The organism is Deltaproteobacteria bacterium, from assembly GCA_029210625.1.
GTDB lineage: Bacteria > Myxococcota > Myxococcia > SLRQ01 > SLRQ01 > JARGFU01.
In genome coordinates this window covers 20,202-33,963 of the sequence record JARGFU010000017.1, presented here as the reverse complement: position 1 = coordinate 33,963, position 13,762 = coordinate 20,202, and the positions used below count along the sequence as shown (strand labels likewise).

The following is a 13,762-nucleotide window of genomic DNA, read 5'->3' as shown; positions in this document are numbered from 1 at the left end:
CCGGCGCCCCCCTGTGGGCAAGAGGCCACCCTCTCGCCCTTTCCGAACCCCGTGGGCTACAATTCGGTGATCATGAAGCGTTCACCTCGATCCTGGGCTCTCATCGGTCTCCTCCTCGCTGCCTGCGGTGGCGGCAACGACTCCACGCTGATCATCAGCGTCAATCCCCAGCAGGTACCCGGGGACGGGAGCAGCAGCGCCACCGTCACGGTCCGCGCGATCGCGCTGGACGAGCCGGTGAAGGACGGTACGACCATCAACGTCACCTGCACCGGCGGCACCTTCGAGCAGGGCAAGGAGACGACCACCGAGACGATCCGCACCGTGGGCGGTGAGGGCACCGTCACCTGGTACGCCCCGGTGGTCCAGGGCGAGTACCGGATCTCGGCCTCCTACCAGGACCTCTTCGGCAAGCAGAAGCAGGCCCAGACCTCGGTGCAGGTGATCGAGCCCACGCCGATCGACGGCGCCTCCTTCTCCTTCTCCTGCACGGCCAGCAACGTGGGCGTGCCGCGCTCGGGGGAGGACGACCTGCGCCTGCCCTGCAACGTGTCGGCCCGGGATCGCAACGGCGTGGACGTCCCCTTCGATCTGAACCGCTTCGGTGTGCTCACCGAGACCGGCACCCTCGAGGTCGACGCGAACGGCGACATCTTCTTCGTGCTCTCGCCGGGCCAGGTGCCCAAGGACACGACCCCCGAGGGGGACGCGGTCAACGGCGAGCCCCGCTGGCTGGACTCCGCCTCGGGCAAGACCCGCAACCCCCGGGACGGCTTCGCCACCCTGGTGGTCCACACCAACGGCACCCTCACCGGCGCCCACGACGCCCTGCAGGGCGAGCCCTACCTCGACGAGAACGACGACGGGATGTGGAACCCCGGCGAGAGCTGGTTCGACGCCGACGAGAACGGCTCCTACACCCCCGCCGGCGGCGCCGTGGGCGAGGGCCGGATCTGGCGCTGGGTGAAGATCCTGCTCACCGGCATGGTCTCCGAGCAGGGCCCGGTGGACGCCGGCCTCGGCCTCTGGAGCACCGCCAGCGGCTCCCTCGCCCTCGACGTCCCCTTCGGCGGGACCGGCACCTTCTCGGTCATCCTGGTGGACGCCAACCTGAACCCGGTGGCCTCCCACGCCGCGGGCGGGACCCAGGACACCATCGAGCCCCAGTGCAGCAACACCTCCGGCGCCATCACGCCCCGGCAGGTGCAGCTCGACCGCGACGCCGCCGGCGTGGTCTTCAACCCGAGCACCGGTGCCATCGACGGGCGGGCGACCCGGCCGGCCTACACCCAGGGCCTGACCGACTACACCTTCACCCTGACCAACAACCTGCGCAGCACGGTCACCGCACCGGAGGCGTGGGCGCTGGAGCGGATCACGGTGAAGCGGGTGCCCTACCCCGGCGCGCGGCAGATCACCGAGACCCTCTCGCCGGCGACGGCGGTGAGCGGCGACCTGCTGGCCCCCTAGGGGTCAGCCGACCGACGAGGACCGAGGGGCGGCCGGCGACGCCGGCCGTCACACCTCGGTGATGTAGCCCTTCTGGATCAGGTGGGCCAGGATCTGCGAGGTCTCCAGGTCCCCCTGCTCGGACTGATCGAGGACGTCCTGGTGCGTGGTGAAGTTGTGCACCAGCTGCAGGACGTCGAGGTAGTCCGGCTCGAGGTCGGAGAGGGGCGCCGCGATGGGCTTCTCGAGCTCTACCACGGCGTCGACCGAGGGGAGATCCTGGCGCACCTGGCGCAGCTCGTCGAGCTGGCGCAGGGCCTCCATGATCAGGGCCTCGGGGGCCTCGTCGAGCTCGATCATGAACTCCTCGTCCGAGGGCGGAGAGAGCTCGAAGCGGCCCTCCTCCCAGGCGACGATCCGGTTGAAGGCCTTCTGGGGTCCGAGGTCGTGATCGTCTCCGATCACGGCGTAGTAGACCCTGCCCTCGCGCAGGAAGACGCGGCCGGTCTGCTCGGCCTTGATCACCAGCACGCCGCTGCGCTTGCTGGTCTGGAAGAGCTGGAGGAGGTCGGGCACCGGCACGTCCTCGACGCGGCCGGACATGGTGGAGTCGCGCTTGCCCTTCTTGGCCGCCTCCTCCATCTGCACCCGGGCCTCGGCCTCGTCCACCGGCCCGCCGCTCGACTTGGCGATGAGCTTCAGGATCGAGGTGCCGACGAGGATCCGGTCGCCCTCCTTGAGGCGAGCCTTCTTGATCTTCTCGCCGTTGACGAAGGTGCCGTTGGTGCTGCCGAGGTCCTGGATGACGACGTTGGACTCGCTGGTCACGATCTTCGCGTGCTTGCGCGAGACCATGTCCTCCACGAGGACCATGTCGAGCTCGGAGCTCCGCCCGATGACGATCTCTCGGTTCGGGCGCAGCGGAAACTCACCACCCTGGTACTTCCCACTGATGAACTTGAGCGCAAAAGCCATGCAGCCCCATCCTCCGAAGGATTTCCATAGCAGGGACCGGTTCCCAAGGCCATAGAGGCCCGGGAGGCGGGCTACGGCTCACTGCGTCAGAGCGCGTCCAGGTGCGCGCGGTCCTCGCCTACTCCTGCCCCGTCGCCGTCTTCCAGTTGGTGAAGACGAGGAAGAGGGCGATCAGGCCCATGAAGAGCGAGCGCTGGGAGGCGGCCCAGGCGAGGATCGGCACGGTCAGGGCCATCGAGACCCAGGCGGCGGCGACGTCGGCCCGGCGCGGGGTGAAGATCCGCAGCACCGAGCGGAAGGCCTGCCCTCCGTCCAGGGGGACGATCGGCAGGACGTTGAAGACGCCCAGGAAGAGGTTGACCATGAAGAGGATGTCGAGGAACTGCGCCACCGCTCCGGTGGAGAAGAAGAGCAGCCCGACGAAGGCGCCGGCCAGGAGCGCGAAGTTCACGGCCGGGCCGGCCAGGCTGACGCCGATCTGCTGACCGGGGGAGGGGCGGGAGCGGGAGAGGGTCACTCCGCCGAAGCCGTGGAGGACGATCACCGACTCCCAGCCCAGGGCGCGGATGACCAGGGCGTGGCCCAGCTCGTGGAGCAGGATCGACAGGGCGATGGCCGCCACCAGGTAGAGGGCGATCGTCCCCTGCCCGGCGCGGACGTAGGGCATCATCAGGATGAAGCCCAGGATCAGGGCGCTCGGGTGGATCTGGACCGGGAAGCCCAGCAGCCGACCGACCTTGATACCGCCTTCGTCCATCGACTCGCTCGATTCAGCCGGTGCTGCCCGGCTCGTCCGAGGCCCCGGCCTTCACGACCGCGTCGGCGTCGGCGCCGGACTTCACCAGGCTCAGGTACATCTCGGCGGTGCGGTTGCCGGGGTTGGCGTCCAGCACCGCCTCCCAGGAGGCCACCGCCTCGTCCACCCGGCCCGCCGAGTAGAGGGCGACGCCCAGCGCGATCTGGCCGGCCAGGTAGCCGGGCTTCTGCTCGACCGCCATCTGCAGCTCGGCCACCGCCTCTTCCTTCTCGCCGGCGTCCCGCAGGGCGGAGGCCAGCTTCATCCGGATGTCGACGAAGGTGGGGCAGAGGTCGAGGGCATGGCGGTACTCGCGGATGGCCTCCTGCCAGAGGCCGCTCGATGCGAAGACGTCTCCGATGTCCGCGTACATGTTGGAGATCTTCCCCTTGACGAAGGGATCCATCTCTCCGGGCGCCGAGGCGCTCTTCGAGAGGGCCGAGGTGTAAACCTCCTTGGCCTCCTGATACTTCCCCATGTCGTTGTAGATCACGGCCAGGTTCAGGGCGGCCTCGGTGTAGCCCGGGTTCAGCCGCAGGGCGGCCTCGAAGGCCCGGCGGGCCTTCGCGAACTGCCCCTGGTCGTGGAAGATCACGCCCAGCATGTTGTAGACGTCGGCGAAGCTCTGGGTCCGCTCGACGACCTGGGTGAGGTAGCGTTCGGCGCGGCCGAACTCCTTGCGTTGATAGTGGCTACGACCCAGCGCGAGGAGGTGCTTCAGCGTCTCATCCATGGGAGGAGAACGTTACAACAGCCCACTCTCGAAGCGCCACCCATCGTTCGTGGGCTCCAGCACGTAGGCGGCGCGCCCCTCCTCGATCCGCGGGCTCTGGCCCTCGAGCTCGAAGACGAAGCGGAACTCCTCGGTGACCTGCGCCTTGCGGGCCTCGATGCGCAGCACCCGGCGGCGGATCTCCTGCCGCACCGTGCCGCTGCCGGAGAGGATCTTCGCCAGCCGGGCCAGCGCCTCGTCGCGCTCCGCGGGCGCGCCGCCATAGCCGGGCCCGAGGAGGCGGCCGTAGGCCTCCACGTCCTGGGCCTCGAAGGCCTGCCGCCGGGCCTCGAGGGCGTCGGTGACCCCGGCCAGCCGCGCGAGGGGGAAGCCCTCGAGCTCCCAGCCCGCCTCGCCGCGCCGCAGGAAGAAGCGCTCGACGCAGATGCAGCTCACCTCGCTGCCGCGGTAGCTCCCCTCCACGTCCACCCGGGCGAAGACCTCGGCGCGCTCCCCCTGGATGCGGATGGCGCTGATCGCCAGGTCGAAGTCCGCCTCGAGCCCCTCGCCCCGGTAGCCCTCCTGGCCGAGCCGCTTGAGCTCCCGCCGGATCTGATGCTCCGGTCCGGTGAGCAGCTCGCAGCCCTCACAGGCCGGCAGCAGCAGGGCGGCGAACAGCACGAGCGAGCGAGGGCCCGGCCGCGTCATTCTCCGGCGCCTGGATCCTCCCCGTCCACGTGCACGTCCACGTCCACGTCCACGGCCTCTCCCGCGGGAGTGACGGGCGCCTCGCTCTCCTCCGGCGCCTCTTCCTTCGCCGGCTCCGCCGCCGGCGGATTCTCGATCCGATAGCGGAGCTGCTTCGCCTTCGCCGCCAGCCCCGGCTCCTCCGCCAGCTCCCCGGCCTGCTCGAGCTGGGCGCGCGCCTCCTCGAGGCGCGGCGGCTCGACCTCCAGGTAGGCCTCGGCCAGGGCCACCCGGGCCTGGCTATCGAGCCCGACCCCGGGGAAGTCCTGCAGGAGCCGCTCGAGGCGCGTGGCGACGCCGTTCCACTTGCCCTTCCGGCGGTAGAAGCCCGCGACGTAGAGCTCGTGGTCGGCGAGCCGCCGGCGCAGGCTCGTGCGCAGCTCCTCGCCGTCCTTGCGATACTCGCTCTCGGGGTAGGCCGAGAGGAAGCGGTCCGCGGAGGCCACCGCCTGCCTCACCTCGGCGAGGTCCTTCTCGTGGGAGGGAGGGAAGAGGAAGAAGTCCGAGGGGGCCTCCTTCGCCAGCGCCTGGACGATCCGGTAGGAGGCGTAGTCCGCCTCCTCGTGGGTGGGCCGCGCCCGCACGAAGGCCCGGTAGCCGTCGACCGCCTCGAGGTACTTGCCCTCGGCGAAGGCCGTGTCGGCAAGGCCGAGCTCGGCCAGGGGCCCGTACTTCGTGTAGGGGAACTTCGCCCGCACCTCCTGGAAGCGCGAGGCCGCGTGGAGGTAGTCGCTCGAGTCGAGCGCCTTGCGGGCGGACTCGTAGAGGGCCTCGGCGGCCTGATCGTAGCCGGCGGTGCCGGGGGTCGGGGTGATCTTCGGGCCGCTGGCGCAGGCGGCCGCGCCGAGCAGGAGCAGGAGGGCGAGGAGGGGGGCCTTCGGACCGGCAACGGGCTGGGAAGTACGCATCGCGAGAGGGGCGATAGCACGGCTCCTCCGGCCTGGGTACCTCTCACCCCTCATGGCTGCGCCGAGAGGGGCAGGACGAGCTGCACCCTCGCGCCCCCCGCCGGGTCGTTGGCGAGCTCGATCAGCCCCTGCTGGGCCTCGATCAGGCGCCGGCAGAGGGCCAGCCCCAGGCCGGTCCCGGAGGGCTTGGTGGTCACGAAGGGGGTGAAGGGCTGCTCGAGCACCCGGGGGTCGAAGCCCGGGCCGCTGTCGCGGACCACCAGGCGGGCCATGCTGCGGCGGGCGTGGGGGGGACCGGAGCGCAGGCCCAGCGCGACCCCGGTGCTCACCGTGATGCGGCCCTCTCCCGCCGGGGCCAGCACCTCCACGGCGTTGCGCAGCAGGTTGTGCAGCACCTGGGTCAGGTGCTCGGGGTCGACCTCGAGGGGCGGCAGGGAGGGATCGAAGCGCCGCTCGATCCGCAGCCCGGCGGGCAGGCTGGCCTCGGTGAGCCGGAGGACCTCCTCCAGCAGGCGGTGGAGGTCGGTGGGCCGCGGCTCCGGCGGGCGGGGCCGCGCGAGGTCCATCAGGCCGGTCACCAGGCCCTCGATGCGGCGCGACTCCTTGGTGACGACCTCGGCCAGAGGGGCCAGCTCGCCCTCCACCGAGCGGGCGAGGAGGGTGGCGGCGCCCTCGATCCCGGCGAGGGGGTTGCGCAGCTCGTGGGCCAGGCCGGCGGCCAGGGAGGCCCAGCGGCTGGCCTCGGCGGCCTCGTGGGCCCGGCGATCGAGCTGCCCGGGCGGCCGCAGGGAGAGCACCGCGCCGCCGGCGGGCAGGGGCGCCCCCCGCACCTCCACCGGTGAACCCCCGAGGAGCACGCTCCCCCGGAGGGGCTCCTCCACGGCGCGGGCCAGGAGGGGCGCCAGGGCCGGCACGGCCTCGGCCAACCGATCGCCCTCGGAGAGCTCGCCGGGCAAGAGCTCGCGGGCAGCGGGGTTCAGGGTCGCCAGCCGCCCCTCGGCGTCCACCGAGAGGATCCCGTCGGGGAGAGCGGCGAGGAGCGCCTCGAGCATCGGTCTACCCCCACGCCCGGGAGAGGGGTCCCACGTCCAGGGCCTCCGCGGGGTCGAGGGTCGGGGCCTCCGGCCGCCCGCCGCTGCCGAAGGCCTCGGGGGGGAAGTGGAGGTCGAGGGCGCGCTCGACGTCGAGGGAGGTGTGCAGCTCGGCGATCCCGGCGCGGAAGGCGCTGGCCCCGGGGCGGCCCCGGCTGTACCAGCCCAGGTGGCCGCGGAACTCGCGCACCGCCCGCCGCTCGTCCCCGCCGCGCCGCTCGATGAGGGCCGCGAGGTGGCGCCGGATGACGCTCCGCCACTCCGCGGGGGTGGGGCCGCTCACGGGCCGACCGGCGAGGAGCGCGTCGATCTCGCGGAAGATCCAGGGGTTGCCGCAGGCGCCCCGGCCGATCATCACGGCGTCGACGCCGCTCTCGGCCAGCCGCCGCAGGGCGGTGGGCGCGTCGGTGACGTCCCCGTTCCCGATCACCACGAGCCCGGGCACCTCGGCCTTCACCCTCGCGATGGGCCCCCAGTCCGCGTGGCCCTCGTAGGCCTGCGAGCGGGTGCGGCCGTGGATGGCGATGGCCGCGGCGCCGGCCTCGTGGGCCAGGCGGGCGACCTCGACGACGTTGATCGAGTGGACGTCCCAGCCGAGGCGCACCTTCACCTGCACCGGCACCGAGACCGCCGCCACCATCGCGGCGATCACCTCGGCGAGCTTCGTGGGCTCCTGGAGCAGCGAGGCGCCGCTGCCCCCCCGGCAGACCTTCTTCACCGGGCAGCCGGCGTTGATGTCGATGAGGTCCGCCCCGAGCTGCTCCACCTCGGCGGCCGCCCGGGCCATGGTCGGCGGGTGCGCCCCGAAGAGCTGCACCGCGAAGGGCGCCTCGTCGGCGGGGCGCTCGAGGTAGCTGTGGGTGCGGTCCCCTCCGCGGGTCAGGCCCTCCGAGGAGACCATCTCGGTGTAGGCGAGGGAGGCCCCCTGCTCCCGGGCCAGGACGCGGAAGGGCCAGTCGCTCACCCCGGCCAGGGGGGCCAGGAAGAAGCGGCCGGAGAGCTCGAGGCTACCGATGCGCAGGGGCGCGGCTGGAGGGGGGGCCGGCATCGCGAGAGGAGATAGGCCACCCGAAGGGATCCGGCAACCATCCGCAGAAGTTGGTAGCCTTGGGGACCATGAGAGGGATCATCTTCAGTGGAGGGTGCCTGCTGCTGCTCGGACTGGCGGCGGGCTGCACCGGAATCGGCGGTGGCGGGAAGAACGACGCAGGGGTTCCCTGCACGCTCTACACCGACTGCCCGGACAACCATGACTGCGTCGAGGGCATCTGCACGCTCGTGACCGGCGACTGCGGCAACTCGATCTGCGCCGGCCACACCTTCTGCGACACCGATCAGACCTGCAAGAGCTCGACCCAGAAGGTCTGCAGCTCGGACGCCGACTGCGGCGGCGACTTCATCTGCCCGCCCACCGCCGGCGTCTGCATGGAGCCCTGCACCTTCGATGACGAGTGCGACGTGGGCTTCATCTGCAACAACGGGGTGAGCGGCTGCGCCGAGTGCGCCTTCGACAGCCAGTGCCTCGACCCGCTGCGCCCCCTGTGCCAGTCGGCCTCCGGGCGCTGCGTGGCCTGCACCGGCCCGGGCCAGTGCGCGGACGGCGAGCACTGCGACGACGGCAGCGCCAACCCCCAGAACGTGAACACCTGCCAGCCCGGCTGCCTCGAGGCGATGGACTGCGCCGTCGGGCAGCGCTGCGAGGGCGCGGGCTCGGGGATCGCCGGTCAGTGCGTGGAGTGCACGGTGCCCACCCAGTCGACCGACTGCACCCTCTCGGCCCGGCCCTACTGCCACCCCACCACCCGCCAGTGCGTGGAGTGCACCGAGGGCGGCCAGTGTCCGGGCGGCATGGTCTGCAACCCCGAGGGCACCTGCGTGGAGTGCCTCACCGACACCCACTGCCCCATGGGCAGGGTCTGCGACCCGGGGCCCTCCACCTGCGTCTCGGGCTGCGCCTCCTCGGCGAACTGCCCCCCCGCGGACGCGCTGGACCAGACGGTCTGCGATCCGAACGCCGGACCCTTCGGTGCGTGCGTCGAGTGCATGATCGCCACCGACTGCAACCCCGGCTACAAGTGCACGGCCAACGCCTGCGTCGAGGGCTGCGACTCCTCGGCGACCTGCCCGACGGACCGGCCGGTCTGCAACCTGATCGCGGATCGTTGCGTGGAATGTCTGCGCGATCAGGACTGTACCAACGACCTGGCCTGCGATACGGCCTCCAACACCTGTGTCTGTCTGAACATCGGCGAGACGTGCACGGCGAGCGCACAATGCGGCAATCCCCCCTTCGACGGCTTCTGCGCGGCGGTCCACCGCTGCGTCACCCGGGTCGAGTGCCCCAGCACCGGCTGGCGGGACATCTCGACCCAGGTCTGCGGGCAGGCCTGCTCCATCGTGAACAACCCCGACACCTGCCCGAGCGGCTACACCTGCCGGCGGGTGGAGTACGAGGGGGGCACCAACCCGAACCTCCAGTGCGTGCCCAACAACTCCTGCCTCTGAGTACCCGCCTCGCCGCGGGCCTGAGCCTGCTCCTCCTCGCCCTGCCGGCCTGCAAGACGCCGGCGGGCGGCGCGGACGAGGTGCCGGCGGCGTCGCACGACACGCCGGTGCGGCTGGTGGTGCTCTCGGATCTGCGCGGCTACCTGGAGCCCTGCGGCTGCGTCCAGGACATGCTCGGGGGCCTGGCGCGCACCGCCGGACGGATCGAGGCCCTCTCCCGGGAGGGCCCCACCCTCTTCCTCGACGCCGGCCACACCCTCGGGGGAGGCGAAGCCGAGTCCGGCGCCGACGCCGGCGCGGCCGAGGTCCAGGCCCGGGCCAAGCACCAGACGATCATCGACGTGCTGCGCCAGCTCGACGTCCACACGGTGGTGGCGCCCTCCGACCGCAAGCTCCTGCCCTCCCTGGCGCGGCGCTGGGACGAGGCCGAGCTCTCCGAGCCCGGCAACGCGGTGAACGCCCAGATCTTCCCGCTCGGCTCCGAGCGGATCCTGGTGGCCCAGGCCGCGCTCGACGACCTGCCCGAGAGCGGCAAGAGCGACCGGGTGCTCGCCGGGCGGATCCGGCGCCTGATCGCCTCGGCCATCGGCACCGGCGCTCGCCCGGACTTCTCGGTCCTGCTGATGACCACCGGCGCCGCGACGGCACGCCGGATCGCCCCCCTGGTGGAGGGCGGGGTCGATCTGATCGTGGTCTCCGGCTACGACTCGGTGAAGGACGGGGAGAAGGCCCGCGTCATCGACGGCGCCGTCCCCATCGTGCGGCTCCTGAGCCAGGGCCGGGGCCTGGCCGTCATCGAGCTGCGCCTGCCGGGGGGGCCGCCCTCCGGGAAGACCCCGCGCGTGCGCCCGCGGATGCTGACGACGCCCGCGAGCGAGCCGCCGGCCGATCTCACCGAGCGCATCGCCCGCTTCGAGGAGAAGGCCCGGGCGGCCCAGGAGGCCGGGGACGAGGAGTCGAGCTCCTTCTACCGCCAGAAGGTGAGGATGCTCCGGGAGGAGATCACCGCCGCCCTCGCGGGGGAGCCCTGGCCCGAGGGGGCGCCGGCCTTCCGGGTGAGCTTCGAGGCGGTCGAGGCCTCGCTGGCCGAGGCGGAGTGGGCGCGGGAGCTGATCCAGCGCTACGACGAGACGGTGGCCGAGGTGAACCTCGCCCACTCCCGGGAGCGGGGCCGCCCCTGCCCGGAGCCGCCGGACGGGGGCCCGAGCTACGTCGGCGGCGGGACCTGCGAGGGCTGCCACGCGGAGGCGACCGCCTTCTGGCGGACGACCTCCCACGCGACCGCCTGGCTGACCCTGGTCCAGGATCAGAAGACCGCCGACCTCGACTGCGTGGGCTGCCACCTCACGGGCTGGCAGCGCGACGGCGGGGTCTGCCGCCTCCACCTGATCGAGCGCGCCTACGCCGGGCTGGGCGCCGGCGGCGTCCAGTGCGAGGCCTGCCACGGCCCCGGCAGCACCCACGTCCGGGAGCAGGACGCCGCCTCGATCCGGCGGGAGCCCCCCGCCGGGCTCTGCCGTCAGTGCCACCGCGGCCTGCACAGCCCCGACTTCGAGCCCGCCGCCTACCGGGCCAAGATCCTCGGACCGGGCCACGGCCAGGACGCCGCCCGGGAGGCGCCCGCCGCGGGGGAGCAGCAGCCTCCCGGCCCCGGGGGAGAGGCCGGGCGATGAGGTCCCTGGGCCTCCTCGTCCCCGGACTCCTCCTCGCGCTGCCGCTCGCCGCGCGCGCCCAGACCGACGCCGCCCCCGACGAGGGCGCCACCCCGGCGACCTCCTCGGTCGCCGCCACGGCGGCGGCGGGCGCGGGCGCGGCCGGCGCGGGAGTCCTGAGCGTCGGGCTCCTCCCCACCCCGGCCGAGGTCGGCGGCGCGGCCTGGGACGAGGCCTGCCGGCTGCCCGCGGGGAGCCCGCTGGCGCTGCGCGCCCAGGCGGCCCTCTTCCCCTCGCTCGGGCCGGCCCACTTCTGCGCTGGCTGCCCTCCCCCCTCCCCGGGCCTGGCGAGCGGCCAGCAGGGGCTGGCGGCCCTCGACCTGCGGGTGGCCCAGCGGATCTTCGACATCCCGCTGGTGCTCAACGACGAGGTGCGCGAGCTGATCCACTACTTCAGCGAGGGGAGCGGGCGGAAGCACTTCGAGCGCTACCTGCAGCGCAGCGGCAGCCTCATCCCCTTCCTCCAGCGCCACCTCGCCCGGGCCGGCGTCCCGCGGGATCTGGTCTTCCTCTCGATGATCGAGAGCGGCTACTCGCTCCACGCCTACTCCTCCGCCAGCGCCGTGGGCCTCTGGCAGTTCATGAAGCCCACCGGCCTCGAGTACGACCTGCGGATCGACGAGTGGGTGGACGAGCGCCGCGATCCCGAGGCCTCCACCGAGGCCGCCGCCCGCTTCCTCTCCTGGCTCCACGGCGAGTTCGACGACTGGTTCCTCGCCTTCGCCGCCTACAACGGCGGGCCCGGCCGGGTCGGACGCGCGATCACCCGCCTGGGCGACGACGACTACTGGTCGCTCTGCCGCAAGAAGGCGCTCCCCACCGAGACCTGCCGCTACGTCCCGAAGATCGTCGCGGCGGCGATCATCGGCACCTACCCCGAGGCCTTCGGCTTCCAGCGCCCGGCCCCGGTCCTCGACGCCTTCACCTACGACGTGGTGGAGGTGCGCCGGCCCCGGGCCCTCACCGACGTGGCCGACGCCCTCGGGGTCCCGGTCGAGGCCCTCAAGGAGGCCAACCCCTCCCTGCGCAAGTGGATCACCCCGCCGGTGCCCGTCGGCGATCCCCCCTTCCGGCTCAAGCTCCCCCCCGGCTCCGGGGAGCGCTTCGAGACCCTGCGCGAGAGCCTCCCGGTGGCGAGCCTGCACCAGGCCGGGAGGGTGCACGTGGTCGAGGCCGGCGAGACCCTCTGGGGTATCTCCCGCCGCTACGGGCTCTCCACCGACGCCCTGATCCGCGCCAACGCGCTCGCCGATCCCGGCTCGATCCGGCCCGGGCAGAAGCTGCAGATTCCGGGGCAGAGCGCGCCGCCCCCCCGGGCGGCGGCCTTGATCCGCCGCGGCCCCCTCCCCGAGTTCCACCACGTCGAGCGGGGCGAGAGCCTCTGGTCCATCGCCCGCCACCACGGCCTCACGACCCGCACCCTCTGCGAGCTCAACCAGCTCGACTGCGGCCCCAAGGTCGACCTCGCGGTCGGCCAGCGCCTGCGGCTGAAGCCCGCCGCCGACGCCCCGGTGAAGCAGGCCGAGGCCGAGCCCGTCCGCTTCCACACCCTCGCCGCCGGCGAGACCCTCTGGCAGCTCTCCCGCAAGTACGGCGTGACCGTCGAGGAGATCCAGGCGTGGAACGCCATCGAGGATCCCACCGACCTGAAGATCGGTCAGCAGCTCCGGATCGCTCCCTAGGGGAGCGGCACCTCCTCCTCGCGGCCGTCGTGGTGGCGGACGAGGACCGAGGTGCCGCCGGGAGCGACGAGGACCTCCTCCACGCCGGAGTAGGAGGCGTCGCCCCACCCTCCGCCGTCCGTGCTCAGGCTGGCCTCCATCAACCCCTCGAAGGTGAGGACCACCTGGTCCGAGCGCCGGTCGATGACGTGAAAGCGGGTGCGCTGCTCGAGCTCGTAGAGATCGCCTCGCGGCGCTCCCTTCTCCACCCGCACCTCGTAGCGCCCCGCCTCCGGCCGGTCGTTCTGGGCCACGCCTCGCCTCCTCGCCCCGGTGACGACCGGGCGCCGCTCCATCGTAGCGCGGCCCGGCGGCGGGCTAGAACTGCTGACCGTCGTAGCGGAAGAGCAGCCAGGTGGGGTCGCCGGAGTCCGGGGCGACGACGATGGCCCCGTCCGGGTAGTTGTCGTTCCGGTGGATCTGATGCGCGCTGGAGGGGTAGGCGCCGTCGCAGTAGGCGAAGACCGAGACCGGCGCGCCTTCGGTGAGCGCAGCGCAGAGGAAGGCCACCGCCCCGTCCATCGTGACCGACTCGAAGTCGGCGGCGTGCACCCCCAGGTCGCCCGGGTAGTCCACCGTCACGTTCTCGTGCCAGCCCTCCTGGTAGGGAGGACCGACGAGGGGCGCGGCGATCGCGTGCACCCCGACCCCATCCAGGGCGACCACCAGCCGCTGGATGTGACCCTGGATGGAGAGCTGCAGCACCGCGTGGTCGTTGTTGTAGAGGGCGCAGCCGGTGTCCCCCGGCCGGACCATGGCGAGGAGCGTTCCGTCGGCCCGGCCGTTGCTGCGGGTGAAGAGGGTGCCGAAGTCGGCCACGTCGGAGACGCAGGCGGCCGCGAGGGGATCGCAGCTGGGGCCGGCATCCGCTCCCCCGTCGCGCTCCCCGCCGTCGCCCGGCCCGGCATCGCTCACCCCACCATCCTGGTCGCCCGCCGCGTCGGCGGACGATCCCTCCGGGTCGCCGCCCGGGCAGCCCCCGAGGCCGGCGAGCACGACGAGAGCGAGGAGGGCGAGGAGGGTGCGGCGAGGGGAGCTCATGGCCCGGCATCCTAGACCAGGTCGCGGGATCCAGGCCCCGATCCCGGGGGTCGGCACCCCTCAGGCCCGCCGGAGTGAGCCGGGTCCCGATCTGCCAAGCCACCG

General features: G+C 72.7%; 13 protein-coding genes. 4 read left to right on the top strand and 9 right to left on the bottom strand.

Features of this window, described 5'->3' with window-relative positions:
* Nucleotides 1-72 precede the first annotated feature (72 nt).
* Nucleotides 73-1,470 (top strand): hypothetical protein, encoded by a 1,398-nt coding sequence (locus P1V51_16375; protein MDF1564622.1) that lies wholly within the window; start codon nucleotides 73-75, stop codon nucleotides 1,468-1,470.
* 48 nt (nucleotides 1,471-1,518) lie between these two features.
* On the opposite strand, the gene P1V51_16370 is transcribed toward P1V51_16375, so the two are convergent.
* From P1V51_16370 to dusB, 7 genes are all read right to left on the bottom strand, one after another.
* Nucleotides 1,519-2,424 carry a DUF4388 domain-containing protein gene (locus P1V51_16370; GenBank protein MDF1564621.1) on the bottom strand — a complete coding sequence of 302 codons (906 nt, stop codon included), beginning with the start codon at nucleotides 2,422-2,424 and terminating at the stop codon, nucleotides 1,519-1,521.
* Nucleotides 2,425-2,542: 118 nt separating this feature from the next.
* The gene (locus P1V51_16365) at nucleotides 2,543-3,181 is read right to left on the bottom strand and encodes a site-2 protease family protein (protein MDF1564620.1); all 639 of its coding nucleotides are present in this window, start codon (nucleotides 3,179-3,181) and stop codon (nucleotides 2,543-2,545) included.
* A gap of 13 nt (nucleotides 3,182-3,194) precedes the next feature.
* Nucleotides 3,195-3,953, bottom strand: a complete 759-nt coding sequence (locus P1V51_16360) for a tetratricopeptide repeat protein (protein MDF1564619.1) — start codon at nucleotides 3,951-3,953, stop codon at nucleotides 3,195-3,197.
* A 12-nt stretch (nucleotides 3,954-3,965) separates the two neighbouring features.
* A complete protein-coding gene (locus P1V51_16355) occupies nucleotides 3,966-4,640 on the bottom strand; it encodes a hypothetical protein (protein ID MDF1564618.1) in 675 nt (224 codons plus the stop codon).
* Nucleotides 4,637-5,587 (bottom strand): outer membrane protein assembly factor BamD, encoded by a 951-nt coding sequence (gene bamD / locus P1V51_16350; GenBank protein MDF1564617.1) that lies wholly within the window; start codon nucleotides 5,585-5,587, stop codon nucleotides 4,637-4,639. Before bamD ends, P1V51_16355 begins: the two co-directional genes overlap by 4 nt.
* Before the next feature lie 50 nt (nucleotides 5,588-5,637).
* Nucleotides 5,638-6,639, bottom strand: coding sequence for an ATP-binding protein (locus P1V51_16345; GenBank protein MDF1564616.1), 1,002 nt, complete (start codon nucleotides 6,637-6,639; stop codon nucleotides 5,638-5,640).
* Between the two features lie 4 nt (nucleotides 6,640-6,643).
* On the bottom strand, nucleotides 6,644-7,726 hold the full coding sequence (dusB, locus tag P1V51_16340) for a tRNA dihydrouridine synthase DusB (protein MDF1564615.1): 1,083 nt from the start codon (nucleotides 7,724-7,726) through the stop codon (nucleotides 6,644-6,646).
* 68 nt (nucleotides 7,727-7,794) lie between these two features.
* Between dusB and P1V51_16335 the strand changes: the two genes are divergently transcribed.
* From P1V51_16335 to P1V51_16325, 3 genes are read left to right on the top strand one after another with little or no spacing between them, the layout of a single operon-like run.
* Nucleotides 7,795-9,183 (top strand): hypothetical protein, encoded by a 1,389-nt coding sequence (locus P1V51_16335; protein MDF1564614.1) that lies wholly within the window; start codon nucleotides 7,795-7,797, stop codon nucleotides 9,181-9,183.
* Nucleotides 9,156-10,856, top strand: a complete 1,701-nt coding sequence (locus tag P1V51_16330) for a cytochrome c family protein (protein ID MDF1564613.1) — start codon at nucleotides 9,156-9,158, stop codon at nucleotides 10,854-10,856. The genes P1V51_16335 and P1V51_16330 overlap by 28 nt, the downstream gene beginning before the upstream one ends.
* Nucleotides 10,853-12,577: a LysM peptidoglycan-binding domain-containing protein gene (locus P1V51_16325; protein ID MDF1564612.1), complete on the top strand. Its 1,725-nt coding sequence runs from the start codon at nucleotides 10,853-10,855 to the stop codon at nucleotides 12,575-12,577. Before P1V51_16330 ends, P1V51_16325 begins: the two co-directional genes overlap by 4 nt.
* Here the strand turns inward: P1V51_16325 and P1V51_16320 are convergent.
* Both P1V51_16320 and P1V51_16315 read right to left on the bottom strand, forming a co-directional pair.
* The gene (locus tag P1V51_16320; protein ID MDF1564611.1) at nucleotides 12,574-12,870 is read right to left on the bottom strand and encodes a hypothetical protein; all 297 of its coding nucleotides are present in this window, start codon (nucleotides 12,868-12,870) and stop codon (nucleotides 12,574-12,576) included. The genes P1V51_16325 and P1V51_16320 overlap by 4 nt on opposite strands.
* 64 nt (nucleotides 12,871-12,934) lie before the next feature.
* Nucleotides 12,935-13,657, bottom strand: coding sequence for a hypothetical protein (locus tag P1V51_16315; GenBank protein ID MDF1564610.1), 723 nt, complete (start codon nucleotides 13,655-13,657; stop codon nucleotides 12,935-12,937).
* Nucleotides 13,658-13,762: the final 105 nt, after the last annotated feature.

Excerpts from the sequence above, each read along its gene's own strand:
- P1V51_16370 (MDF1564621.1), bottom strand. The coding sequence starts at position 2,424 with ATGGCTTTTGCGCTCAAGTTCATCAGTGGGAAGTACCAGGGTGGTGAG.
- P1V51_16345 (MDF1564616.1), bottom strand. The coding sequence starts at position 6,639 with ATGCTCGAGGCGCTCCTCGCCGCTCTCCCCGACGGGATCCTCTCGGTG.
- P1V51_16315 (MDF1564610.1), bottom strand. The coding sequence starts at position 13,657 with ATGAGCTCCCCTCGCCGCACCCTCCTCGCCCTCCTCGCTCTCGTCGTG.
- P1V51_16360 (MDF1564619.1), bottom strand. The coding sequence starts at position 3,953 with ATGGATGAGACGCTGAAGCACCTCCTCGCGCTGGGTCGTAGCCACTAT.
- dusB (MDF1564615.1), bottom strand. The coding sequence starts at position 7,726 with ATGCCGGCCCCCCCTCCAGCCGCGCCCCTGCGCATCGGTAGCCTCGAG.
- P1V51_16335 (MDF1564614.1), top strand. The coding sequence starts at position 7,795 with ATGAGAGGGATCATCTTCAGTGGAGGGTGCCTGCTGCTGCTCGGACTG.
- bamD (MDF1564617.1), bottom strand. The coding sequence starts at position 5,587 with ATGCGTACTTCCCAGCCCGTTGCCGGTCCGAAGGCCCCCCTCCTCGCC.
- P1V51_16365 (MDF1564620.1), bottom strand. The coding sequence starts at position 3,181 with ATGGACGAAGGCGGTATCAAGGTCGGTCGGCTGCTGGGCTTCCCGGTC.
- P1V51_16355 (MDF1564618.1), bottom strand. The coding sequence starts at position 4,640 with ATGACGCGGCCGGGCCCTCGCTCGCTCGTGCTGTTCGCCGCCCTGCTG.
- P1V51_16325 (MDF1564612.1), top strand. The coding sequence starts at position 10,853 with ATGAGGTCCCTGGGCCTCCTCGTCCCCGGACTCCTCCTCGCGCTGCCG.
- P1V51_16375 (MDF1564622.1), top strand. The coding sequence starts at position 73 with ATGAAGCGTTCACCTCGATCCTGGGCTCTCATCGGTCTCCTCCTCGCT.